The sequence below is a fragment of the Chelativorans sp. J32 genome (assembly GCF_000518985.1).
Classification (GTDB): domain Bacteria; phylum Pseudomonadota; class Alphaproteobacteria; order Rhizobiales; family Rhizobiaceae; genus Chelativorans.
Window position 1 is genome coordinate 51,531 of record NZ_JAEQ01000019.1, and the last position, 24,412, is coordinate 75,942.

The 24,412-nt window shown below is 61.9% G+C and carries 21 protein-coding genes; 12 read left to right on the forward strand and 9 right to left on the reverse strand.

Going from position 1 to position 24,412, the window contains the following annotated elements:
• Window positions 1–6 precede the first annotated feature (6 nt).
• The 7 genes from CHEJ32_RS25415 to CHEJ32_RS0119795 form a co-directional block, all read right to left on the reverse strand.
• Window positions 7–1,440 (reverse strand): UbiD family decarboxylase, encoded by a 1,434-nt coding sequence (locus CHEJ32_RS25415; RefSeq protein ID WP_051469786.1) that lies wholly within the window; start codon window positions 1,438–1,440, stop codon window positions 7–9.
• Window positions 1,441–1,527: 87 nt separating this feature from the next.
• Window positions 1,528–2,445 carry an amidohydrolase family protein gene (locus CHEJ32_RS0119765; protein WP_028035337.1) on the reverse strand — a complete coding sequence of 306 codons (918 nt, stop codon included), beginning with the start codon at window positions 2,443–2,445 and terminating at the stop codon, window positions 1,528–1,530.
• Window positions 2,446–2,480: 35 nt separating this feature from the next.
• On the reverse strand, window positions 2,481–3,407 hold the full coding sequence (locus CHEJ32_RS0119770; RefSeq protein ID WP_028035338.1) for an amidohydrolase family protein: 927 nt from the start codon (window positions 3,405–3,407) through the stop codon (window positions 2,481–2,483).
• A 234-nt stretch (window positions 3,408–3,641) separates the two neighbouring features.
• Window positions 3,642–4,454 (reverse strand): ABC transporter ATP-binding protein, encoded by an 813-nt coding sequence (locus CHEJ32_RS0119775; RefSeq protein ID WP_028035339.1) that lies wholly within the window; start codon window positions 4,452–4,454, stop codon window positions 3,642–3,644.
• Window positions 4,455–4,471: 17 nt separating this feature from the next.
• Window positions 4,472–5,245, reverse strand: a complete 774-nt coding sequence (locus CHEJ32_RS0119780) for an ABC transporter permease (RefSeq protein ID WP_028035340.1) — start codon at window positions 5,243–5,245, stop codon at window positions 4,472–4,474.
• A gap of 99 nt (window positions 5,246–5,344) precedes the next feature.
• Window positions 5,345–6,361: an ABC transporter substrate-binding protein gene (locus CHEJ32_RS0119785; RefSeq protein WP_028035341.1), complete on the reverse strand. Its 1,017-nt coding sequence runs from the start codon at window positions 6,359–6,361 to the stop codon at window positions 5,345–5,347.
• A gap of 317 nt (window positions 6,362–6,678) precedes the next feature.
• Window positions 6,679–7,497 (reverse strand): TIM barrel protein, encoded by an 819-nt coding sequence (locus CHEJ32_RS0119795; RefSeq protein ID WP_028035343.1) that lies wholly within the window; start codon window positions 7,495–7,497, stop codon window positions 6,679–6,681.
• A gap of 201 nt (window positions 7,498–7,698) precedes the next feature.
• On the opposite strand from CHEJ32_RS0119795, the gene CHEJ32_RS0119800 reads away from it, so the two are divergent.
• The 11 genes from CHEJ32_RS0119800 (at window position 7,699) to CHEJ32_RS25435 (ending at window position 19,909) form a co-directional block, all read left to right on the forward strand.
• Window positions 7,699–9,162: an NAD(P)-binding domain-containing protein gene (locus tag CHEJ32_RS0119800; RefSeq protein ID WP_028035344.1), complete on the forward strand. Its 1,464-nt coding sequence runs from the start codon at window positions 7,699–7,701 to the stop codon at window positions 9,160–9,162.
• Window positions 9,149–9,787, forward strand: a complete 639-nt coding sequence (locus CHEJ32_RS0119805) for a 2-hydroxychromene-2-carboxylate isomerase (RefSeq protein ID WP_034658814.1) — start codon at window positions 9,149–9,151, stop codon at window positions 9,785–9,787. Before CHEJ32_RS0119800 ends, CHEJ32_RS0119805 begins: the two co-directional genes overlap by 14 nt.
• Entirely contained in the window at window positions 9,784–10,785 is a 1,002-nt protein-coding gene (locus CHEJ32_RS0119810; protein WP_028035346.1) for a dipeptidase, read from the forward strand. Before CHEJ32_RS0119805 ends, CHEJ32_RS0119810 begins: the two co-directional genes overlap by 4 nt.
• 29 nt (window positions 10,786–10,814) lie before the next feature.
• Window positions 10,815–11,891 carry an ABC transporter substrate-binding protein gene (locus CHEJ32_RS0119815; protein WP_034658816.1) on the forward strand — a complete coding sequence of 359 codons (1,077 nt, stop codon included), beginning with the start codon at window positions 10,815–10,817 and terminating at the stop codon, window positions 11,889–11,891.
• A gap of 23 nt (window positions 11,892–11,914) precedes the next feature.
• The gene (locus CHEJ32_RS0119820; RefSeq protein WP_028035348.1) at window positions 11,915–12,985 is read left to right on the forward strand and encodes an ABC transporter ATP-binding protein; all 1,071 of its coding nucleotides are present in this window, start codon (window positions 11,915–11,917) and stop codon (window positions 12,983–12,985) included.
• A complete protein-coding gene (locus tag CHEJ32_RS0119825; RefSeq protein WP_028035349.1) occupies window positions 12,985–13,851 on the forward strand; it encodes an ABC transporter permease in 867 nt (288 codons plus the stop codon). Before CHEJ32_RS0119820 ends, CHEJ32_RS0119825 begins: the two co-directional genes overlap by 1 nt.
• 7 nt (window positions 13,852–13,858) lie before the next feature.
• Window positions 13,859–14,656 carry an ABC transporter permease gene (locus CHEJ32_RS0119830; RefSeq protein WP_028035350.1) on the forward strand — a complete coding sequence of 266 codons (798 nt, stop codon included), beginning with the start codon at window positions 13,859–13,861 and terminating at the stop codon, window positions 14,654–14,656.
• On the forward strand, window positions 14,657–16,159 hold the full coding sequence (locus CHEJ32_RS25420) for a carboxylesterase/lipase family protein (protein ID WP_034658818.1): 1,503 nt from the start codon (window positions 14,657–14,659) through the stop codon (window positions 16,157–16,159).
• A gap of 20 nt (window positions 16,160–16,179) precedes the next feature.
• A complete protein-coding gene (locus CHEJ32_RS25425; RefSeq protein WP_245261204.1) occupies window positions 16,180–17,160 on the forward strand; it encodes a LysR family transcriptional regulator in 981 nt (326 codons plus the stop codon).
• 137 nt (window positions 17,161–17,297) lie between these two features.
• The gene (locus CHEJ32_RS25430) at window positions 17,298–18,911 is read left to right on the forward strand and encodes an amidohydrolase family protein (RefSeq protein WP_034658819.1); all 1,614 of its coding nucleotides are present in this window, start codon (window positions 17,298–17,300) and stop codon (window positions 18,909–18,911) included.
• Window positions 18,908–19,909: a GTP-binding protein gene (locus CHEJ32_RS25435; protein ID WP_051469787.1), complete on the forward strand. Its 1,002-nt coding sequence runs from the start codon at window positions 18,908–18,910 to the stop codon at window positions 19,907–19,909. The genes CHEJ32_RS25430 and CHEJ32_RS25435 overlap by 4 nt, the downstream gene beginning before the upstream one ends.
• 95 nt (window positions 19,910–20,004) lie before the next feature.
• Here CHEJ32_RS25435 and CHEJ32_RS0119855 read toward each other — a convergent pair whose 3' ends face one another.
• Window positions 20,005–21,588, reverse strand: a complete 1,584-nt coding sequence (locus CHEJ32_RS0119855; protein WP_028035351.1) for an aldehyde dehydrogenase family protein — start codon at window positions 21,586–21,588, stop codon at window positions 20,005–20,007.
• An 11-nt stretch (window positions 21,589–21,599) separates the two neighbouring features.
• Window positions 21,600–22,952: an aspartate aminotransferase family protein gene (locus tag CHEJ32_RS0119860; protein WP_028035352.1), complete on the reverse strand. Its 1,353-nt coding sequence runs from the start codon at window positions 22,950–22,952 to the stop codon at window positions 21,600–21,602.
• Window positions 22,953–23,107: 155 nt separating this feature from the next.
• On the opposite strand from CHEJ32_RS0119860, the gene CHEJ32_RS0119865 reads away from it, so the two are divergent.
• Window positions 23,108–24,412 (forward strand): FAD-binding oxidoreductase, encoded by a 1,305-nt coding sequence (locus tag CHEJ32_RS0119865; protein ID WP_051469788.1) that lies wholly within the window; start codon window positions 23,108–23,110, stop codon window positions 24,410–24,412.

Genomic DNA, 24,412 nt, shown 5'->3' on the forward strand with positions numbered 1-24,412 from the left:
TAAAGCTCAAGGCAGCTTCTGGCCCGCATCACGTTGATTGCTGATCGGCGCATGAGCTACCGCCCCCATCCTCCGCAGGATCGCCTCCGCCCTTTCGAATGCGGTGCTGCTGATGCGAGCCAGCGCGCCTTCGAAATCCGGCCCGCGCGTGGCATCTAGCCCCATGCGGGAGGTCGTGCCGATGCCTGTTGCAGACGGGTCGAGCGCATTGCCCGGCAGTCCGTCGATTATGACCACGTCGCGATGCGGCTGGAAATGGGTTGAAAGCGCCCACAGCACGTCCGAATCGCGCGTGATGTCCACATCGGAATCCACCGCGATCACCGTTTTGAGATAGGCGTCCCAGCCGAGCAGGCCGAGCATGATCTGTCGCGCTTCACCAGGGCGTTGCTGGTTTACGGCCACATAGGCGTGGAAGTGCGTGCCTGAGCTCGGATAATGCACCGCCGTCACGCTGGGGAAACGCTGTTTGAGTTTCTCCACCATCTCCGATTCACGCGGCACGCGACCGAGATTGAGATGCTCGGCCGAGTTGCCTCCTGCCACGCTTACCAGCATGGCCTCGCGCCTGCGCATCACGGTCTCGACCTTGAAGAGATTGTTGGTCGACCGGTTTGAGGAATAGCCGGTGAACTCGCCGAATGGCCCCTCATCCACCTGCGCCTCATGGTCAATGACACCTTCGAGCACCAATTCCGCGTAGGCCGGCACGCGCAGCCCGTAGCGGGGCGTCCGCACGACTTTGAGCGGTTCGCCGAGGAGGCCACCTGCCACATGGCGCTCGTCCTCGCCGAAGGCAAGCCGGGCAGAGGCGGCGATCATGAAGCAGGGATGGGCGCCGATCACCATGGCCACCGGGAGCGGCTTTCCCTCTTCCCGAGCCATGTTGAGCAGACGCCAGAGATGTCCGCGCGAATGCAGGCTTGTGGCAAGCTGATCGCGCGAATGGATCATGGCACGGTGATAGCTCAAATTTCCCGCCCCGGTGTCGAGATGCTCCGCCAGCACGATTCCGTTGGTAATGTATTTGCCCCGATCGGTTTCGAAATGGCGGATCATCGGCAATGTCGAGAGGTCGATATTCTCGGTTTGCACGACCTCCGTCACCGGCCCGTCCGCCACTTCCTGCGGAGCAACAGCCTCTCGCGCGCGGGCCTGATAGCCTTCATGAAGCTGGCCGGGCGCGGCTCCTAAAAGCCGCTCGATGCGGGTGCGCGAGCCAAAAATATTGCTCACCACCTCCACACCGATCCCGGTCACCTTTTTGAAGTGCAGAAGCGGTGCGCGGCCTTCACCTGCAAGCTTCCAGATGAAGGCGGTAACATCCTGATCGTCGGAGATGGCCTCTTCGATCGTCAGCACATCCTCAGGATGGTTTGCGCGATATTCAGCGAGGAAATGCCGAATATCCTGTCTGTCGAAATCGGACGCGGCGGTCATACTTCACCTGTTCGGCTGTCCTGCCGGCATAATCTTCGGTCTCTGGGCGCGGCGGTCCACGAAGGACCGCCGCCTTCAAAGCAAAGCCTAGCGCTTCACGCCTGCATAGGTGTCCTTGAGCCTTGCTTCGGCTTCCTCCAGGTTTCTCGGCGGCGGAGTCGGGTCGATGCCGACCAGCTTCGCTATGTTGTTGCCGAGATAGCCCTCCAGCGTGTCCTCATCGATGCCGAGGCCCTGTGGCGGCTCGTGACAGAGCACTTCGAGCTCGCGCAGCCATATGCCGGGTTCGTTGGGGGGTGAGTCCGTACCGAAGACGATCTTGTCCTTGGGCAGTTCCTTGGCGAACTCGACGATGCGCGATTGGAAGCACCAGCCGGACTCGCAATAGACGTTCGGCGTGTCCATCGCCATCCAGAAGGCTTCGAAGGAGTAATTGCCTCCGGTCTGAATGCCGAAATGGCCGATGATGAAGTTCACCATGGGGAATTCGCGTATGATGGGATAGAACATGGTGGGGATCGTATACGGGCCGTCGCCCGTGTGGATCAGCACCACCACGCCCAACTCCGCGCATTTCTTCATGGCCGGCCGCAACCAGTCGAGCGCGCGATCGGGGCGGTAGCCATGCATGTTCGCGTGCAGCTTCAGCATCTTGAAGCCGTATTCCTTCACATGGAATTCCAGCTCCGCGGCCCCGTTTTCCGGGCCCCAACGCGGATTGTAGGTGAAGTTGCCGATGAAGCGATCCGGGTATTTCTGGCAGAGCTCGGCGATGTAGCTCATGTAATCACGGATTCCGTCGCGCCCCATGCGGTTGCCGTCGCGATAGCCGGTGTTGCCGGGGGGCGGCTGGATGAAGCCCATATCGATGCGGCGCGGCTTGCCGTTGATCATGTAGGGACCGTCCATGAGCTTCAGCATTCGCTCGCCGTTGAAAGGCGTGCCCGTGTGCCGCCAGGCTTCATCAACGAGGTTGGTCGGGTGAAGATGCGTATCGATGATCATGTTCTTTTCCGGAAATTCGTGTCGCGAAGGATGGCTCAGGCGGCTTCCGCCGATGCTTTGACGTCTCTGAGATACGCCTCGGCTTCTTCCTTCGTGCGCGGGGGCGGGGTGGGCTCGATCCCGATCATGCGGGCGACATTGTTGCCGAAATAGTCCTCCAGCGTATCCTCATCGAGATTTAGCCCCTGCGGCGGCTCGTGGCAGAGCACTTCCAGAAGCCGCAGCCACATGCCCGGCTCGTTGGGAGGCGTGTCGGAACCGAAAAGGATCTTCTCCTTAGGAAGTTCCTTGGCAAACTCGACGATGCGTGACTGCAGGCACCAGCCGGACTCGCAGTAGACATTGGGGGTGTCCAGCGCCATCTGGTATGGCTCGAAGCAGTACACGCCACCCGTCTGCACCCCGAAATGCGCCATGATGAAGGGAACCGACGGGAACTCGCGGATGATCGGGTAGAACTCGGTTGGAATCGAATAGGGCCCGTCGCCCGTGTGGAGTTTCACCATCAGGCCCAGGTCGGCGCACTTCCTCAATGCAGGCCGCAGCCAGTCTAGGGCGCGGTCCGGACGGTAGGCGTGCATGTTGGCCTGGAGCTGCACCATCTTGAAGCCGTATTCCTTCGCGTGGTGCTCGATTTCAGCTGCACCGTTCTCGGTGCCATAGCGCGGGTTGTAGACGAAACAGCCGATGAAGCGGTCTGGATGACGCTGCACGAGCTCGACCGTGTAGGCCATGTAGTCGCGGATGGCTTCGCGGCCGGTCAGGTTTCCCATCCCGTCCGTATAAATCGTGTTGCCCTGCGGCGGCTGGATGAAGGCCTTGTCGATGCGGCGGGGTTTGCCGTTTACCCAAAATGGACCGTCCATCATTTTCAAAAGACGCTCGCCGGTAAAGGGAGGGCCGTCATGTCGCCAAGCGAGGTCAGGGATCTTGGTCGGATAGCAGCTAAGGTCGATTATCATTGCTCGTCTCCACGGTTTCTTCACGCGCGACGCCACTAGGCGCCGTTTGACCGGTGACCCGACGACAGTCCTGCAAACTGGATTTCATTTCCTGTCGGTCGGGCTGCGGATTGGCCGCTTGCCAGCAATTCCCGACCGAACCCGCTTGGTGCGGGGAGCGGCTGCTGCTTATACTGGCAATGGCGATCGAAAATGCGATCGCAGACTCGGGTATTCTGGTGTCAGTCCTCCTTATCAGCTTGGCGCCGGTTCATAGGCCACGGCATCGGCTCGGGCCTCGGCGATCTTCTCGCGCAGCTCATGCACGATCTCGTTGAACTCAGCCTTGTAGATGAGGTCGATCGGTCGCGGCCGTGCAAAGTCGATGGTTCGTTCCTGGATCACCCGACCGGGCCGCGCGCTCATCACGAAGACCCGGTCCGCGAGATAGACCGCTTCCCGGAGATCATGCGTAACCAGGATCACCGTGAAGCCCTTGGCAGCGTGCAGGTCGCGAATAACGCCCCACAACTCCTCGCGCGTGAATGCATCGAGTGCGCCAAAGGGTTCATCCAGCATGAGCAGTGCCGGGTCATGGATCAGCGCCCGGCAGAGATTGGAACGCTGCTGCATCCCCCCGGATAGCTGCCAGGGGAATTTTGCCCCGAACCCCTTGAGACCGACCAGTTCTAATACGGACTCGGCCTTTGCGACATATTCATCGCGGTGCCTGCCGAGCCTCTGCCGGTGCGGTTCGACGATCTCCAGCGGCAACATGATGTTGTCGAGCGTCGTGCGCCAGGGAAGCAGCGACGGATTCTGAAAGGCCATCCCGACGATGCTGATGGGGCCGAAGACGCGCTTTCCGTCCACGGCGATCTGCCCCTTCTGCGGCCGCACCAGACCGGTGGTGAGCTTCATCAGGGTAGACTTTCCGCAGCCCGAGGGACCGACGACGGCTGCGAACTCGCCCTTTCGCACCGACATTGAAAGCCCGGAAACCGCGAGCAGCCCTTGTTCGCCGCCATAGGAGAGGCTGACATCGTTCAGGGAGACGAAGCTTTCCATTCTTCTCTCCTCCTCTCTCAGAGGTTCTGCTGGGACCGGAAAGCCCAGCCCGTATAGCGCCGTTCGACCAGTGCCGTGACCGCGTAGAGGAGGATGCCCAGCACCGACAGGACGATGAGACAGGCGAAGACCACCGGCACCTGGAACGCAGCTTGCGCGTCCAGCATCAGCTTCCCGAGCCCCTTGCTGGCACCTGCCGTCTCCGCCACCACCGCACCTACGAAGGCAAGAGTGATGGCCACCTTCAGCGAGCCGAAGAAATGCGGCAGCGAGCGCGGAATGCCGACCTTGCGCATGATCTGCATCTTCTTTGCACCGAGCGCCCTCAGCACGTCTTCGAGCTCCGGTTCCACGGTCGCAAGTCCCGTCGCCACATTGACGATGATGGGGAAGAAGGAGATGAGGAAGGCGGTCAGGATCGCCGGCATGGCGCCAAGGCCGAACCACAGGATCAGCACCGGCACGACCGCCACCTTCGGGATCGAATTGAAAGCGACCAGGATCGGGTACACGGCGGAATAGATCGCTCTGTGCCAGCCGATTCCGATACCCAGAGCCACACCCACCACGATCGCCAGCCCGAACCCGACCACGGTGGTCCACAGCGTCACAAGCGCGTTGTCGAAAATCACCGCCCGGAAGGTCCACAGGGCCGCGAAGGTTTCGGTCGCGGTGGGCAGGATCATCTGCGGTATCGAGAAAGCGCGGCAGACGACCTCCCACAGGAGCAGGAGCAGAATGGTGAAGCCGAGCGGCGCGATCAGCTTTTCGGTCTTGCCTCCCCAGCTCATCGCGAACCTCCTCCGCAACGCGCCCAAACGGGTCTCGCCATTCCTAGCTGTAGTGATGTAGGCCATGCTTTCTCCCTTCCTCCCAGGGTTTCCCGCAGGTCACTCCTTGTACATGCGCTCCTCTAGCGGCGGCAGAAACTCAGGCGTGTAGATATCCTCCGCCTTCGGCCGGTTCTTGAATTCGTACGCGATCCCCAACTGGTCGATGGATTGCTCCAGGCGCTCCATATTGGCGTCGCCGAAGCCGTTCTTGCGTACGTCGTCGGTCAGGTAGTTGAGCCCGGCCACGAGTTTCAGCCGCTCCAGCTCCACGTCGGGATTGGCAACCGGATTGTGTTTTACGATGCTCTGGATCGCGCCTTCCGGGTCGCGGAAGGTTTCGAAGAAGCCGCGGATGGTGGCACGTACGAAGCCGCGCACGGCATCCGGGTGCTCCTGCATGAAAGCTGGGCTCGCCATCACTGCGCTGCCATAGAGGCTCACCCCGTAATCGCTCATCAGGAGCATGACCACGTCCTCGTCCGGCACGCCATTTGCCTTGAGCGCCAGCTTGTTGCTGGCAAAGGCGGTTACGGCGTCCACCTGACCTTGGGCGAGGAGGGTTTCGCGCACGGGGAAGCCGACATTCTCGATGGTCATCGTGGAATTATCGATGTCGTTCAGCTTCGTGAAGATCGGCCAGTGCGAATAGGCTGCGTCCGCCGCCGGCGCTCCGAGCCGCTTGCCTTCCAGGTCCTTGGGCTTGGTGATGCCCTTATCCTTGAGCGTGAGGATGGCGAAGGGCGCGGTGTTGTACGTGATGAGCACAGCCTTGATGGGCAGGGCATCGGGATTGTCGCGGTATTTGATGAGGGCGTTCAGATCCATCTGGCCCATGTCGTAAGCACCGGAGGCGATACGGTTGAGCCCGTCGATGCTGCCGGTGCCGGGCTCGATCGTGACCGCAAGCCCCTCTTCCTCGTAAAGACCTTTGTCGAGCGCCACCAGGAAAGGCGAGACATGGCCTTCGAAGCGCCACTCATGGATGAAACGCACGGGCGTCAACTCCTGCGCCATGGCCGGAACGGCCATCGCCATCAAGAGCGCCGCCATTGCAGCACGGAGAACCCTGCGCATGAAACTCCTCCCATTCATGGGCGCCAGCTGGCACCCGCGCGACCCGTTCCTGCGAACCGCCTCCGGAAAACTTTCCGGACGGTCGGGCAGGCCGAACCAACAAACCGCGATCGCTGGAACTTCAGTGGAGTTTTTTCTGGGCTTGTGCCGGGGCCAAGCGCGCTCGCTCCTTGCTGAGACCAGCGAATGAGCAATCATCTTCTAGTCGAATGACCGGAATTGATGCGCTTATACCCATGCGGCAAGTTCAGGTTAGTGCAATCTCGGATCACCTGTCAATCGGCTGAATCCCACCATCGGCCTTGTCTTGCCTTCGCTTAAGCCCCGCTTCGGTCGATGGTTTGCAGGATGAAGGCGATGCTCCTTTCCAGGGCCGGCCTTGGATCGGTCAGGCGGTGGACGGCTTCGGCGAAAGGTTCGAACGAGAAGGCGCCTTCAAAACCGGCACGGAGCAGCAGGGTTATCTGCCCCGTATTGTCCAACCTGTCCTGTTCCTCGACCAGCACGCGATGCCCGTCACGCATTTCCCTAACGGTCACGACGGGATCCGTTACGCCGGAGATGTGGACCAGCCCCGTGTGAGCGGGAAACAGGCCGGGCTCGCCTGCAACGAAGTGGTGGAAGGTATCGTGGACGAGGCGGAAGGTGTTTCCGGCTTCAAGTGCTTGGATGGCCTCGACTGCTTCTGATTTCAGCCGCAACGAGCAGGTCTCGAAACCGAGCGGCTCGATCAACCCCGTCACGCCGGCGTTCTCCAGCAACGGCCGAAGCCCCTGGAGCGCAACACGCAGGTTCTCCCTGGATACGGCTGTCCCGTCATTGGTCGGAACCAATACAACCGCCTTGGCACCACATTCGCCGGCATAGGCGATCAGCCGTCGTGCTTCTTCCTCGCGCGCTGCATTCCACTCGTTGAAGCGCTGCAGGGCGTTGATGGACAGGATGGTGAGGCCGCGCGCCTCAGCTTCCGAAGCGATCTGGCTCGGCCGGGTGCCGTCCAGGATGGCGTTGCCTTCAAGATCGTTGCGGATTTCAACGCCGACGGCGCCCACGCTCTTCGCGAGGTCCAAAAAATCGGGAATGGGAAGCGCCGGCGCGCACATATGGTTCAGCGCGAATACAGGCTTTGCTGCCATGTCTTCTTCTCCTCCTCGCCCTATTTGAACGAGGATGGCCGAGGAGAAAAGCTTTGGTCAACGGATTCCGGTGACCGCGACGGGAAGACTGGGCCGCTTGGGTGCGGCAACTCCGTCGGCAGACGCTGCCCGCTGCCTATTTACACTGCGTTTGGTGTATAATAGCGTACTTAAAATGCAAAAATAGAATTATAGAGAATTATGAGACCTTCGTCTCTCGGCGACCTGGAGCAGAGGGTTGCGCTCGACCTTCTGTGGTTGAACCAGCCGGCCAAGGACTGGGTGCCGCCGCGCGTCGTGGACGGCCAGGACGTCATCGACGTGGCGGTGATCGGAGCGGGTCTTTGCGGGCTGGCAGCGCTGGCGGCGTTGAAGAGGGTCGGCATCTACAACACCTGCGCCTTCGATCGTGCCCCCGCCGGGCGGGAGGGGCCGTGGATCACCTATGCCAGGATGGAGACCCTGCGAACACGCAAAGAAGCGGCCGGGCCGGCGCTCGGGGTGCCCTCCCTTACCTTCCGCGCCTGGTTCGAGGCTCAATTCGGTGCCGAAGCCTATGAGAAGATGGTTCTCATCCCGCGCCCGATGTGGATGGATTACCTGATCTGGTATCGCCGCATCCTCGAACTGAATGTCGTCAACGATACCGCGCTCACATCCCTCGGTCTGCGTCCCGACGGGCTGATCACCCTGGATTTGCAGGATAATGCCGGAGCCTGGCAGGTTCTCGCCCGGCGCGTCGTGCTTGCTACCGGGCTCGACGGGCTCGGCGCACCCTCCTTGCCGGACGTCGCCGGCCGGGTGCCCTCACGCTATGTCGGCCACAGCGCGGACTTGATCGACATCGCTTCCTTGCGTGGCAAGCGCGTCGCGGTGGTTGGGGCCGGGGCGTCCGCTATGGACAATGCCGCGGCCGCGCTGGAGGCTGGGGCCGCGCGCGTCGATATTTTCGTCCGCCGCCCCGATATTCCGCGCATCGACAAATTCACGGGTGTCGGGAGCCCGGGAATGACGCACGGATATCTCGGTCTGCCCGACGCCGACAAATGGTGGCTGATGGTCGAAGGCGAGCGCGCGCAGATTCCGCCCCCGCGCCACAGCGTGCTGCGTGTTTCGCGTCATCCCAACGCCTTTTTTCATGTCGCAAGCCCCATCGAAGATCTCAAGGAGGCTTCCGGCGGTGTGCTGGTCGTTACACCGAAGGGGCGCTACCCCGCTGATTTCGTGATCTTCTCGACCGGCTTTTCCGTCGATTTTTCGCGCAGGCCGGAATTTGCGATGCTTGCCGACAAGGTCCAGCTTTGGCGCGATGCGTATACCCCGCCCGCGGGCATGGAGCACGAGGGCATTGCTTCCTCGCCCTATCTTGGCCCTTCCTTCGAGTTTCTTCCCAAGGCCGGCCTTGATCCGGCCGTTGCCACGGCGATCTCCCATATTTCGTGCTTCGCCTATCCCGCGGTCCCCACGCACGGAAAGATCACCAGCGGCATTCCTTCGATCAGCGATGGCGCGATGCGGCTGGCACAGGGGCTTGCCCGGTCGTTGTTCGTCGAGGATCGAGCACATCACCTCGAGAAATTCCGCGCCTACGACACGCCGGAACTGCTCGGTGACGAATGGGAGGATGCGGATCAACGAGAGGACGCCGACCATGCTTCCATCTGACATGACCCTGCGGATCTTCTACGGCATTTCCTCTCCCTGGGCTTATCTGGGCGCGCAGCGGGCGGTCCAGATTGCACAGGAGGCGGGTGCGGCGGTTGAACTGCGGCCGATCCGCATCATCGAAGCCAATGGCGGCATTCCGCTGCGCACCCGGCCCAACGCACGCCAGCTTTATCATGAGGTGGAGCTGGACCGCTGGCGCAGACATCTTGGCATTCCGCTCAATCTCAAGCCCAAATTCTATCCCTGCAGGACAATAGAGCCTGCCGCCCAAGCCGTGATCGCAATTCAGAAAGCCGGACTTGACGCCATCGGCTTCTCCTATGCCGTCCAGCGGGCGCTCTGGGCTGAGGACCGGGACATCGCCGATCTTGCCACCCTGCGGGCGATCGCCCGCGCGACTGCGGGCGAGGAAGCAGAAGCGCTGGTACAGGATCCCCAACCGGAGCCTATTCTTGCCGAATGGCGCGGCAATCTTGCGGAAGCCGAGCGGCTGGGCATCTTCGGGACCCCGACCTATGTGGTGGGCGAAGAGCTGTTCTGGGGTCAGGACCGCCTGGATTTTGTCGCCCGTGCTCTGGCTGAGCAGAAGAAACGCGAAGCCCATAAGGAAGACGCTCAATGACCGACGCCAGGAAGCTCCACGACGAATCCATCATCATCGACGGCCTTCAGACCTGCCAATGGGGGCGCCCGATCTTCGAGGAAATGCGGGCCGGTGGTCTGACGGCCGTCAACGTCTCCTCGCTCCTTTGGGAGAATTTTCGCGAGGGCATCGCTTATGTCAGCGAGTGGAAACGCTATTTGCGCGAGAACAGCGATCTGATCCGTCCGGTCAGAACGGTCGATGACATCCACGCAGCCAAGAAGGAAGGGCGCACCGGCATCATCATCGGCTGGCAGAACACCTCTCCGCTGGAAGACAAGCTCGACTATGTGGAGATCTTCAAGGATCTGGGCGTGGGCATCATGCAGCTCACCTACAACACCCAGAACTATTCCGGCGCCGGCTATCTGGAGGAGGTGGACAGCGGGCTGACGGGGTTCGGCAAAGAGGTTTTAGCGGAGATGAACCGGGTCGGCGTGCTCTGCGACCTGAGCCATGTGGGCGACAAGACCACCGCCGACGTGATCGCCCATTCGAAAGCGCCCGTATGCATCTCGCATATCCTGCCCCGCGCGCTGAAGGATGTGAAGCGCAACAAGCCGGACGAGCTTTTCGTCGCCTGCGCGGAGAAGGGCGGCATCATCGGCGTCAGCCTTTTCGCCCCGGGACTGGCAGCCGGCAATGACGCCACGGTCGAGGATTATCTCGATGCGATGGCCTATGTTATCGATCTCGTCGGCGAAGATCATGTCGGCATCGGCACTGATTTCTCTCTCGATCGGCCACGTCCGGGCCCGTGGCTTCTCTGGGCGAACCGGGACAAGGGCACCGCGCGTAAGCTTACCGAGTTCGGCTCCGTGAAGATCAACAAGCCGAAGGGAATCGAGCGGATGACCGAGATGCCCAACCTGACCGCACGCATGCTCGCTCGCGGGTGGAGCGAGACGCTCGTCCGCAAGCTTCTCGGCCAGAACTGGTTGCGGGTCCTTGACGCCGCATGGCGTCCCGCCACCTGACCGTCAACCGCCCAACTGGAGGCACTCACATGACGATACGCACCAGCATATCCCGGCGAGCCGCAGTGGCCTCTGCACTCGCGATCGGGCTCTCTCTTCTTTCTCCCGCGGCCATGGCTCAGGATACGTCCGTCACGGGCACCGTGAACGTCATCGGCTTCAGCGGGGTCTTTGCCGAGAATTACGAGAAGTTCATCATCGAGCCGTTCGAGGCTAAATATCCCGGCATCGACGTGACATACCGACCGAGCAAGAATTCGGCCGAGACGCTGGCGCTTCTCACCTTGCAGCGCGGCAATCCGGAAATCGATGTCGCCCTGATCGACGTTTCGGTCGCCATCAAGGCCAATCAGGAAGGGCTGTTCGCCCAGCTGGATCCGGCCAAGGTGCCCAATATCGCGGATGCGCCCGATTGGGCCCGGCTGGACGGTGACCGGGCGGTGGCTTTCTCCCAGGACAATCTCGCGATCCTTTACAACACCGACAATGTGAAGGAGCCGCCGACGAGCTGGAACGATCTGACCGATCCCAAATACAAAGGCAAGATTGCGGCCAAGCTAGGCGACACCCGCGGCGTCATCCTGCTTCCGATCCTGACGAAACTGAAGGGTGGCGATTACAAGGAAAGCATCGATCCCGGCATGGAGATGCTGAAGGAGATCGCCCCCAATGTCTCCACTTGGGAGCCGGCGCCGGACTGCTACGCCGTCGTCCAGAGCGGGGAAGTGGATCTGTCGATCTGCTGGAACGGCCGCGCCCAGTATCTGCACGATACGCAGGGCGGCAAGATCGCTGTCGCGCTTCCCAAGGAGGGCTCAATCGGTCAGACCAACACGATCGGGCTGGTCGAGGGCTCCAAGAACAAGGAAGCCGCGGAGCTCTTTGTGAATTATGCGCTCAGCGCCGAGGCGCAAGCCACCTTTGCCGAGAAAAGCTTCTACGGGCCGGTGAACACGAAGGTCGAGCTTCCTGACGAGGTCGCAAGCCGCATCTACGGCTCGAAGGAGGCGCAGGCCGCGCAGATGTCGCTCGACTGGAATTTTGTCGCCGACCAGTATTCCCCCTGGATCCAGCGCATCAACCGCGAAGTCATCGCGCGCTATTGATGCGACAGGGACGGAAGGCCGCCATGGTTGATCATCACGTTGAAATCGAACAGCTCGTGAAGACCTATCCGGGCGCACAGAAACCTTCCGTCGACCGCGTCAGCTTCTCGCTGCCCCGCGGCGAGATGCTTGCCCTTCTCGGGCCATCGGGCTGCGGCAAGACCACCATCCTGCGCATGATCGCGGGACTGATCGCGCCGACCTCCGGCGCGATCCGCATCGATGGCCGGGACGTCTCGGCCATCCCCGTGCACAAGCGCAATATGGGCATGGTCTTCCAGTCCTATGCGCTTTTCCCGCACATGACCGTGGCGCGGAATGTGTCCTTCGGGCTCGAAATGCGAAAGGTGGGCAAGACCGAGATCGAGGAGCGGGTAAAAAAGGCCCTCGATCTCGTGAAGCTCACCGGGCTCGGCGAGCGTAAGGTCAGTCAGCTTTCCGGCGGCCAGCAGCAGAGGGCGGCGATTGCCCGCTCGCTGGTGATTGAGCCCGAATTGCTTCTGCTCGATGAGCCGCTCTCAAACCTCGATGCGAAGCTGCGCGATGAAATGCGGGACGAGATCCGCGAAATCCAGGCCCGTACAGGCGTGACCGCGATCTTCGTTACGCACGATCAGGACGAGGCGCTTTCCATGGCCGACCGGCTGGCGGTCATGTCCAATGGCAGGCTCGAGCAGATCGGCACCCCGCGCGAGATCTTCGACCGCCCGCAGACGGATTTCGTCGCCACCTTCATCGGCGCCGGCAATTTCTTCTCGGGCAAGGTCCGGGAGCCCGGGGTGGCTGAAGTGGAGGGGCTCGGCGAGCTTCGTTTTTCCGGCGAGGCGCCGACTGGATCTTCCGTCAAATTGATGGTGAGGCCGCACCGGCTCGTGCTTGACGGTACCGGAGCCGCCGGGGTGAACCGCTTTTCCGGCACGGTGGAACATATCGTCTATCGTGGCCAGACCCTTACGCTCACGGTGCGTTGCGGCACGCAGCGGCTTCAGGCGGATCTTCCGACCCATGCCGGCGTCCTTCCCGAAAAGGGCGGTGAGATCACCCTCGCCGTCGCGCCGGAGGACGTAACCTTCATAGAAAAGGCTGCGGCGTGATGAACCCGGCAGCCCGCTCCGCCGATGGTTCTCGCCGGGTGCTCCTGATGCTCCTTCTGCCGGGGCTGGTGGCGCTCGGCGTCACATTCGTCCTGCCGCTTCTATGGCTCTTCAGGGCTTCGTTCGCCTCGTCGGCCATCGGCGCGTTCAGCGGCGGCGATTGGACACTGTCGTCTTATGAAACGGTTCTGACCGATCCATTCTATTGGCTCGTCGCCTGGAACACGCTCGTTCTCGGCTTCAATGTCGCCGTTTTCACCGTGATCCTATCCTATCCCATCGCACTTTTCCTTGCGCGCACGGAGAGCCGCTGGCGCGGCGTTCTGACGGCACTTGCCGTCGCTCCACTCCTGACTTCCTCCGTCGTCCGCACCTATGGCTGGATGGTGATCCTGGGCGACCAGGGGGTCATCAACAGCACGCTTCAGGCGCTGTCGCTGACCGACGGAGTCGTCCGCCTCACCAACAACAGCTTCGGCGCGACGGTCGCGCTCATCGAAATCTTCATGCCCTACGCGATCCTCGCGATGCTGAGCGGCTTCGGACGCCTGAATACCCAACTGGAGGAGGCTGCCGCCATGCTGGGAGCCAACAGGCTGAAGGTCTTCACGCGCATCATCCTGCCCTTGAGCCTGCCGGGCGTATTGACGGCGGCGCTTCTCGTTTTCGTGCTCGCCATTTCCGCCTTCGTCACTCCGCGCCTGATGGGCGGCGGACGTGTCTTCGTTTTGGGTACGGAGGTATATAACGAGGCGACCGTGACGCTGAACTGGCCGCTTGCCGCAGCTCTTTCCGTGCTGCTGCTTGTCCTTTTCAGCAGCGTCATCGTCATTTACCAGCGCGCGCTTCGCGCCTTGGAAGCGTGAGGGCGCGATGAACCAGAGCACCCCATTCCTCGGTCGCTTTGCTTGGCGCACGCTCCTCGTGCTGCTTTATCTCTTCCTGCTGGCGCCGATCATCATCGTCTTCATCATCTCCTTTGATACGCGCCAGTATCTTGCATTTCCGCCTGAGAGTTATTCCTTCGGCTCCTATGCCAAGGTGTTCGCCAACCCCACCTTCATCTCCGCATTCGGCAGAAGCCTGATCATCGGGCTGGTCGTCGGTCTCGGCGCGGTGGCAGCGGGCATGCTGTTGTCGCTTTCGCTCGCCCGGCACGAGTTCCGCGGCAAGGGATCGGTCAATTTTCTCATTCTCGCGCCATTCTTGGTGCCGCATATCGTCCTTGCCGTGGGCATCATGCTCGTCATGGCGCCGATCGGCCTGCTCGATACCTATGCCGGAATCATCATCGCGCATCTGGGGATCACGATACCTTATACGGTTCGCACCATCATGATGAGCCTCATGTCGGTAGACCGGCGGGTCGAGGAGGCGGCGCTCGTCCATGGCGCGTCACCGGCGATGGTCTTCTGGCGCATCACGCTTCCGCTCGTAAGCCCAGGCCTGATCGCCGGCGGCGTCATCGCCTTCCTTATCTCCTTCGACGAAGCGACCATCTCGCTCTTCATCGTCTCGGTACGGACCTCGACCCTGCCAACGGAGATTTTCCATTATCTCGAATATTCAACCGACCCGCAGATCGCCGCCCTTTCGGTGATCCTCATCTTGATCTCGGTCGGCGTGGTCATCGCGGTCGAACGCCTGATCGGCCTGCGGAGGGCGCTTTAGATGGCTATTGTCGAAACGCTGAACGGCGCTGTCGAAGGCTTTTCCGAGAATGGGTATGAAGTCTTCCTCGGCGTTCCCTATGCGGCGCCGATCACGCCGGAACGGCGGTTTGCGGCTCCCGAGCCCGTCTCGCGGTGGGATGGAATCCGCTCCGCCCGGAGGTTGAGCGCCGTCTGCCCGCAGATCCCCACCTACGGTCCGGTTGGAAAGGCCGCCGCCTCGCAACTCGAATTCGGCACGGACTTCCTTACCGTGAACATCCGCACGCCTTCCGTGAAGGGCAGTGCTCCGGTGCTGGTCTGGATCCATGGCGGCGGCTATGCGGTCGGCTCGGCCAACGAGGCCGTACTTCAAAGCGGTGCCTTCGCCGCCAGCGGCATCGTGGAGGTGACGGTCAATTACAGGCTGGGAGCTCTCGGCTTCCTTCATCTCGACGGCGCGCCCGACAATCGGGGTCTCCTGGACCAGATCGCGGCATTGGAATGGGTGAGGGACAATATTGCGGCCTTCGGCGGCGATCCCCGGCGGGTAACATTTGCGGGCCGCTCCGCGGGCGGTTTTGCCGTAGCCGCCGTGATGGCGATGCCGCGCGCCCATGGGCTCTTTGCGAAAGCCATGCCGCAAAGCGGCGCAAGCACTGCTATCGCCTCGATGGAGGATGCGGAAAAGCTCACGCGCCGGCTGCTGCGACGTCTGGAGATAGACGCGGGTGCGCTGAAGGATCTTCCGTTCGAAGTGCTGCTGGTCGCCCAGCGCGATCTCTGCAACGAATCCTATGAGCAGCATGATTTCGACCGCGACGGGTCCGCTGCGATGCTCGGCGTTCCGTTCGTGCCGGTGATCGACGGGGTCTCCCTTCCGGAACACCCCGAGATGGCTGCGCGCCATGGCCGCACGGTCCAGGTGCCCATGATGATCGGCTGTACCACCGGTGAATATGTCACCCATGCCACGGCCCAGCCCGAGATGGATTTTGCCATTGCGGCAAAGCTCCTTCACGAGCGGGTCCGCCCGATGGGACTGACGGGGGAGGAGATCGTCCACCGTTACCGGCAGGCGCTGCCGGAGCACACGCCACGTGGCATCTGGCGGGCTGTGGCGGGTGACCTCGTCTTCCAGAACCCCGCCACGCGCTTTGCGCGGCTACATGCCGATCACCAACCCGTTTTTAAATATCTCTATGGTTCGATCGAACCTGATGAGATGGGGGCTCCGCATGGCGCCGAGGTGGGGGAAGTGTGGTATCGCGACGGCATGGATGTGAGCCATCTTCCAGCGCGCCAGACGGTGACGGATCGTCAATTCGCCAGGGATGTGCATGACGTCTGGGTATCTTTCCTTCGGGACGATGCACCGCAAGCGCCGGCCGGCACTTGGAACCGCTATTTGGCGTCGGAGCCGGCAGTTCTTTGGCTGGAGAAGGGAAACTGCCGGATGGCGCCGGATCCGTTCGATGATAGACCTGCCCTATGGAGCACGGGGGCCACAGCGGCCGCATCGTGAATCCAAGGAGATCCGAATGATTGCGGTTCCACTGTCAAAGCGTCTCCGGCGACCAACTGATCCTCACAGGCCAGTTGATGGTTCCCGATTATCTTGAAACCAGGCAGCTTGAGGCTTTCGTGGCGGTCATGTCGATCGGCAGCATGACCGGCGCAGCGAAGGCGCTCGGCAAGTCCCAGCCGGTGATAACGCGCCTTATCCAGGATTTGGAACAGGAACTCGGCTTCCCCCTCCTGCACAGGAATGGACCGCGGATCGCCCCGACCGAGCAGGGCGTGACATTTTTTGCGCAAGCGGAACTCTTCCTGAGCGGCTTGCGGACGATCAGCGAGCGCGCGCGCCAGATTGCCGAGGCCTCCGCGCGGCCGATCGAGGTCGCATCCATACCGGCCCTTGCGGCAAGCATTGTGCCGCGCGCCCTCGATGGATTGCCCGAACATTTGTTTCCCGATCATGTGCATCTGCAGAGTACAGCGTCGGAAAACGTGGTGCAGGCCGTAGCTGCGCGTACGGCAGATGTGGGCGTCGCCAGCCTGCCCTTGGACAATCCCGGCATCGACGTGCACTGGATCGGAGAGGTGCCTTGCGTCGCCGTGGTTTCAGAATCCGACGAGCTTGCATCGAGGGAAACGCTTGGCCCGCCCGATCTTCAGGGAAGGAGACTGATCGCCTCCGCCAATCCTTACCGGTTTCGGATGCGTATCAACCAGGCGCTGGATGCGCATGGGATCGAACCAAGCGGCGTGATCGACAGCAACGCCACCTATGTTTCGCTCTCCCTTGCACGGGTAGGCCTCGGTGTCGCGGTGGTGGAATCGGCGACGATTTCCGGTCTCCCGGTCGCCGGCATCAAAGTCATTCCACTCGATTTCGACATTCCCTTCCAGTGGGGCGTGATCACGGCCACAGGGCGCCCGATGGCGCCGACGATCAGCGCACTTATTGATGCCATAGAGGCGAGCGCTTCGAGAATTCAGGGCTTCCGCAAGCATTCGGGCTGATTGCTCCACATGTGAGGAGGTTGCGCCGGTTTGCCGCCCAGCGCGGGCGATCTTCTTTGCCCAGATGGATTGACGGGCATGTTTGTGCGTGCGAAATTCCGAAAAACGGAAAATAGAACCAAAATTCGGCACCAATCATGACCCAAAGCACCCTCGGTGAGACCCTTCCGGGCGATGAACTTGCAAACGCGATGGCCGCGCGTGGCTATCCCGCTGTCGAGCCAGCCAGGACGCGTGACCGCGGCATAGGCCCGTTTCGCCGGCTGGTCCTGCGCGGGGCACGCATCCTGGACGGCACGGGTGCGCCGCCGGTCGGACCATACGACATCGTGGTCGAGAACGGCCGCATCAAGGAGGTGGTTCTGGTCGGTGTGCCGAAGATGCCGATTAAGCCGGAGCGGCGGCCTGCGCCCGGTGACCACGAGATCGACTGCACGGGCAAGCTGGTGACCCCCGGCTTCGTGGATGCGCATGTGCATATCGGCACATATTACCATGCGGCGAGCGGGCCGATGCCTTCCGCCGACTATGTCTACAAGCTGTGGCTGGCGCACGGAATCACGACGGTGCGCGAGATGGCCTGCATGAACGGCGTCGGCTGGACGCTGGAGCAGAAGGAGGCTGCCGCTGCCAACAGGATCGCCGCGCCCAAGATCGTGGCGCACGCCTATTTCCCTGCGGTGGATGAGTTCGTGAAGACCATCTACACGGTCGAGCAGGCACGCGCATGGGTGCGCGCGGTGAAAGAGCGTGGCGTCGACGGGTTGAAGTTTTTCGGCGCGCCGCCGGCCATCATGCAAGCGGCTCTCGAAGAAGCGAACAATCTCGGCATGCGCTCGGGCTGCCATCACGCGCAGATGTCCGTATCGAAGGTAAATGCCCTGCGCAGTGCGAAATGGGGTCTTACCTCGACCGAGCATTTCTACGGCATTCCGGAGGCGATGTTCACCGACCGGGCGGTGCAGGCCTATCCTGTCGGATACGACTTCATGGATGAATCGCTACGCTACAATTCAAGCAGCCAGAATTTCATCCAGGCCGCCGAGCCGGGCAGCGCCAAATGGCAGGAGACCCTGGAGAAATTCCTGGAACTCGGCCATTCCTTCGTGCCCACGCTGGCGATCCTGGAGGCCAATCGCGACCTGATGCGGGCACGCCGCGCGGATTGGCACGACGAATACACGCACAAGACGCTGTGGACCTATTTCCAGCCGCATCGCGGCGGACATTGTTCGCATTGGTACCGCTGGACAACGACCAACGAAGTGCAGTGGAAGGAACACTTCCGCCGCTGGATGCGCTTCTGCAACGACTACAAGAACATGGGTGGCAGGGTTTGTCCCGGCAGCGATGCCGGTTTCACCTTCCAACTCTACGGCTTCTGCTTCATTCGCGAATTGGAGCAGATGCAGGAAGCCGGTTTCCACCCGCTGGAGATCTTTCGGGCAGCGACCTCGGAAAGCGCTGCGCTTCTCGGTATTGACCACGAGACGGGCACGATCGAGCCCGGCAAATGCGCCGACCTGCTCGTCCATCGATACGACCCGCTGGAGGACCTGAAATATCTCTATGGTACCGGCGCCTGGCGGCTCAATGACGACACCCGGCAGACGGAGTGGCATCGGGGGATCCAGTACACGATCAAGGACGGCGTCATCTATGATCCGGCCGAGCTTTTGGCGGACGTGCGGGAGATGGTTGCCGAAAGCTTTGCCGAGGGCGAGGACACGAGGCCTCGCACGCGCCGATGACGACGGCCGGCGAACTGCCTGAATTCTTCCTGCTGAGCGGATTCCTCGGCAGCGGCAAGACCACGCTGCTTCTCGACCTGCTGGGGGAGGAGGAGTTCGAGGACACCGGCGTGATCGTCAACGAGATCGGCGAGATCAATATCGACGGCTCGACAGTCGCCTCCGCCCAGTCGGGATTGCAGCTCGCGCAGCTCAGCAATGGCTGCGTCTGCTGCTCAATGATGAGCGATCTGCCTTTGACCGTGGCCGCACTCATGGACGAGAATGAGCGGCTCGGCCGCCGCCCGCTGAGACGCATCATCCTGGAGACCAGCGGCCTCTCGCGGCCCGCCCCCATCATCCGCCAGTTGCTTGGGCTACCGGTGCCCTTCCGCATCTCCGTCCTTTCCACCTATGACTGCGTGAACGGTGCGCTGACCAGCGATCAGTTCGAGGAAGCGGCGGCGCAGTTGGCGGCAGCGCAGACGATTGTGCTTACCAAGACCGATCGTGTCGCCGGGCCGGAGCGCCTCAAGGCGGTCGAACTCGTCGGCGCCCTCAACCCGCTGGCGCGTGTCGTGGACGAGGATCGGGGCCGCGAGCGGGTTCGCTCAGCCTTCAAGTTCGCTGCCGGTGAGACATGCTTTGCGGATATCATCGCGCGGGACCGAGCGGTTCCGTCCCCGCACGAACGCGCGGGCGTTTTCATCGCCCGGCCGAGCGCGCCGACCGAGCCGGACCGCCTATTCGAGTGGCTGGACAATCTCGCAGCCTATTGCGGGCCACGTCTTCTGCGCACCAAGGGCATCATGCGAATGGAGCAGGGGCAGGGCGCGATCCTGCTCCAGAGCGTCGGCACCGTCTTCGACCCGCCTCGCAGGATCGCAGATACCGGCATGGACGATGCAATCGTGATCATTGCGCGCGATCTGCAGCTGGAAGAGTTTGCCGCCATCACGCCAAACCTGCCGCTCAAAATCCGCGACACGCGCAGGCAGCGGCCGTTCGTCTGCGTCTGATCCGGTCTCGCTCGGCAGGAAGTCCACGCGATCCTGCAGTATAAGAAAAAGGCGCGGCTTTCGACCGCGCCTTTTCCGTAGCCTTGAAGGGAGCATCACCGCATGATCGTGCGGCTTTGCTCGCGCATGAACTGCGGGAGGTACCAGGAGCCGAGGCCTCCCTTGGAACCTGTGCCCGAGCCCTTCCAGCCGCAGAACGTTTGGATGCCGGGCCAAGCGCCGGTGGTGGCGCCACTGGCGCGATTGGCGTAGACCACGCCCGCTTCCACCGTATCGAGGAATTCTTCCAGCTCCGCCTGGTCCTCCGTATAGATGCCGGCCGTCAGGCCGTATGGCACAGCGTTGCCGCGTGCAATCGCATCCTCGAGATCGGTGAAAGTGCGCACCGTGAGGAAGGGCATGAAGAGCTCCTCGCGATGCAGCGCATGATCGTCGGGTAGGCCAGTCACGATGCTAGGCTGGACGAAGTACCCGTTGTCGTAGAGGCCACCTCTGAGCAACGAGCCGCCATGCACGGTCGCGCCGGCAGCTTTGGCGGCTTCGACCGAGCGAAGGAAACGATCGCGTGCGGCTTCATTGATCAGCGGACCCATGAAGACATCCCGCTCGTAAGGATCGCCGATCTTCAGCGCTTTGGATGCTTCCACCAGACGCTCTATGAAGGGCTGCGCAATGGCTTCGTGCAGGAAGACCACGGAGCCGGCGGAGCATTTCTGGCCTTGCAGGCCGAAAGCCGACCGCACCATTCCGGAGACGGCGGTATCCAGATCGGCCGAGGCAGCGACATAGGTCGGGTTCTTCCCTCCCATTTCCGCCAAAACCGGTTTGGCATGCGCGCCGGCAGTACCGAAGCTGCGCAGGAGTTGCATGCCGACCGCATGCGAACCGGTAAAGGCGATTCCATCCACGCCTGGATGGGCAGCAAGCGCTGCACCGGTCTCGTTTCCGCCATTGACCAGGTTGAAAACGCCTTCGGGGAACCCGGCCTCAATAAAGCAGTCGGTGATGAGCCTTCCCGTCAACCCGGCCATCGGGCTCGGCTTGAAGACGACCGTGTTGCCGGCAAGCAGTGCGCAGATCGACATGCCGATCGACAGCGCGACAGGGAAGTTGAACGGCGCAATCACGGCGAAGACGCCGTAGGGCCGTAGAACGTCCAACGTTTCCTCGCGCTCCTGGGCGCGCTTCAAGGCCCTGTCGAAGCCCCGATTGGCTTCCATTTCGCCGCTATAGAAGCGCAGGATATCGATCGCTTCCTCGATCTCGCCGATCGCTTCCATCCGGGATTTGCCGACTTCCAGCAGACACGCGGCGGCAACCTCGAATTTTCGGGCCTCAAGGATATCGGCCGCCCTGCGGGCCATCGCAACCCGACGCTCCCAGCCGCCCCTGCGCCATGAAGGAAAGGCCGTGCGCGCCGCTTCGACGGCGGAGGCTACGGCCTCAGGCGATGCGGCAAAGAATGTGCCAAGGCTGATCGAGCGTTCGACGGGATAGGGGGCGGTATAGGAGACGCCCTCGCGGCTGTCGCTTCCCCCTATGAAGTTCGGGTGCTCGCGACCAAGCTTCTCTTTCACCTCGGGGATCATGCGGTCCAGCACAGCATGCACGCCGGAGAAATCCTCGTTGATGTTGGAATAGGTCACGCGGGGCAGGTTGCTCGCGGCGCTCTGGCTCATGGCGGCTCCTTTCATCTTGAAATGCTCGAGGCTGGGTCAGTGCTGGCAAGGCAGCGGTCGATTGCGGTTCCAAGGCGCTCGACAGCCGTGGTCAGCTCGTCGTCGGAAACTGTGAATGGCGGAGCGAGGAGGACATGGTCGCCTCTAGCACCGTCAATCGTGCCGGCTCCCGGATAGATGCACAGCCCCGCCTTCATCGCTTCGGCCTTGATGCGCGCGGCAATGCCGAGCTTCGGGTCGAAGGGCGATGCACCCTCCCGGTCGGCCACCAGCTCGATGGCCTGGATAAGCCCACGGCCGCGAATGTCGCCGACATGGGGATGCTGGCCGAAGCGATCCTGCAGCAGAGCGGCGAGCCTTTCGCCCTGGCGCAATGCGCGCTCTACCAGTTCCTCTTCAGCGATGATCTTCTGTACCTCCAATGCGGCGGCGCAGGCGAGCGGATGGCCATTATAGGTGTGGCCATGCTTGAAGGCGCCGGAACCGCGCGCGATCGTGTCGTCGATGTCGCTGCTGAGATAGACGGCGCCAATAGGCATGTAGCCGCCGCCCAGCCCCTTCGCGTTGGTGAGGATATCCGGAACGATGCCCTCCTGTTCGAATGCGTGGAAGGTTCCGGTCCGCCCGGTGCCGCACATCACCTCGTCCAGGATCAGAAGGATGCCGTGACGGCTACAGATGTTCCTGATCTTGCGAAAATAACCGGCGACCGGCGGCACCGCCCCGGCCGTCGCGCCCACGACCGTCTCCGCCATGAAAGCCATGACGGAAGTACTGCCGAGGCGCGCGATCGTCTGCTCAAGTTCGGCGGCGAGCCGGTCGGCATAGTCTTCGAGGCTCTCGCCGGGCGCGCGGCCGCGATAATCGAAGCAGGGCGAGACGTGCTCGACGGTCATCAACAACGGGGCATAGTCGGCCCGGCGCGCCATGTTCCCGCCGACGGCAAGGGCGCCGAGCGTGTTGCCGTGATAGCTTTGGCGGCGCGAGATGACCACGCTGCGGCTCGTCTCACCACGTTCGACATAATACTGACGCGCAAGCTTCAGCGCTGTCTCGACCGCTTCGGACCCGTCGCTGACGAAATAGACCTTGGATAGCGGTTCAGGCGAGCGTGCGATCAGCAGATCCGCGAGTTCCTCCGCCGGCGCGCTCGTGAAGAACGAATTGTGCGCATATTCGACCTTCCCCGCTTGCCGGGTGATCGCCGCAATGACGCGCGGGTGGCCGTGGCCGATACAGGAAACAGCCGCGCCTCCCGAGGCATCCAGATAGCTTCTACCCTCGCTGTCGATGAGCCAGCTGCCTCGCCCCTCGACAACCATAGGCGGCATTGAGTGGCTGGAACGGTGGAGGATGTGGCTCATCCCAAAGGTCTCCGGATCATTGAACCCTTATCGACGCGATCAGCGCGATTGACGCAGACCATACATGCGAAGTATGTACCGGTAAATGGTATTTTATACCGAAAAACGGTTTAAGCATTCTCCACGGCGCGAGCGCGCCCAACACTCGGCTTTCCATGTCTGACATCACGACTCCCGACTTCAAGTTTCAGCCCTATTGGTGGGACGCCGCCGCTCCCGTTCCATTCGAGGAGCGCGATCCGAAAAACGGGTATGACGTGGTGATCATCGGCAGCGGGTTTACCGGTGTCAGCGCTGCCCTCCACCTCGCGCGTGGGGGACATGAGGTCGCTATTCTGGATCGGCAGAACCCCGGCGAGGGCGCATCGCGCCGCAATGCGGGCTTCATCGGGCGGGTGCTCAAGAAATCCTATTCGGAACTCGCAGCAGCCAAGGGTAAGGATAAAGCCCGAGCGATCTATGGCGAATTGAATGCGGCCTACCGCTTCACGTTCGATCTGATCGAGAAGGAGGATATCGCCTGTTTCGCTGCGAGGCCGGGGAGGTTTATCGGCGCGACTTCGCGCGGACATTTCAATGCGCTTGCCAAGGATCTGGCGGTTCTCGAGGCGGATATGGGGTTTGCGCACACCATGTTACCGCGCGAACGGGTGAGGGAGGAGCTTGGCACGGATGTGTATGAAGGCGGGGCGGTTATTCCCGATAGCGGCTCGCTGCATCCCGGTCTTTATCATAAGGGACTTCTGGACCGGACCGTCGCCGCGGGCGTGGGCGTGTTCGGCAGGACCGAGGTTTTGGCGATACGGGAACTTGCGAACGGCAAATGCGAGGTGCAGACCGATAGGGGGACCATCATTGCGGATCACGTGGTGGTGGGCACCAATGGCTATACCTCGCGGCTGGGCTGGTTTCGACGCCGGGTGGTGCCGTTCCGTGCCTATATGGCCGCTACCGAGGAGATGCCCCAGGAACTTCTCGACCGACTCATTCCGCACGGCCGGACGGTGATCGATTCCAACACCAATATCGACTTCTTCCGGCCCGCGCCGGATTCGCGCCGCATCCTGTTCGGCGGCGCGACGGCGGCTCCCCTTGGTGGACCGGAGGAAATTGCGAGGCGTATGAAAGGCATCATCGACCGGGTGCTGCCGGAGGCGCGGGGATTACGCCTTAGTCACGCCTGGGACGGCTATTGCGCCGGCACATTCGACCTGATGCCGCATATGGGCCGGAACGGCAATGTCCACTATGCCATGGGCTACAATTTTGCCGGCGTGACCATGGGCAGCACGTTCGGCAGGAAAATCGCTGCGCGCATTCTTGGAGAACCCGACCAGGACAGCATCTTTGCCGCCAAAGGGTTTCCGACCATGCCCTTCTACACGGGCAAGCCTTGGTTTCTCGGGCTCGCCATGCGCTATTTCGACTGGCACGATCGGCAACTGGCCCGCAGCGCCTAG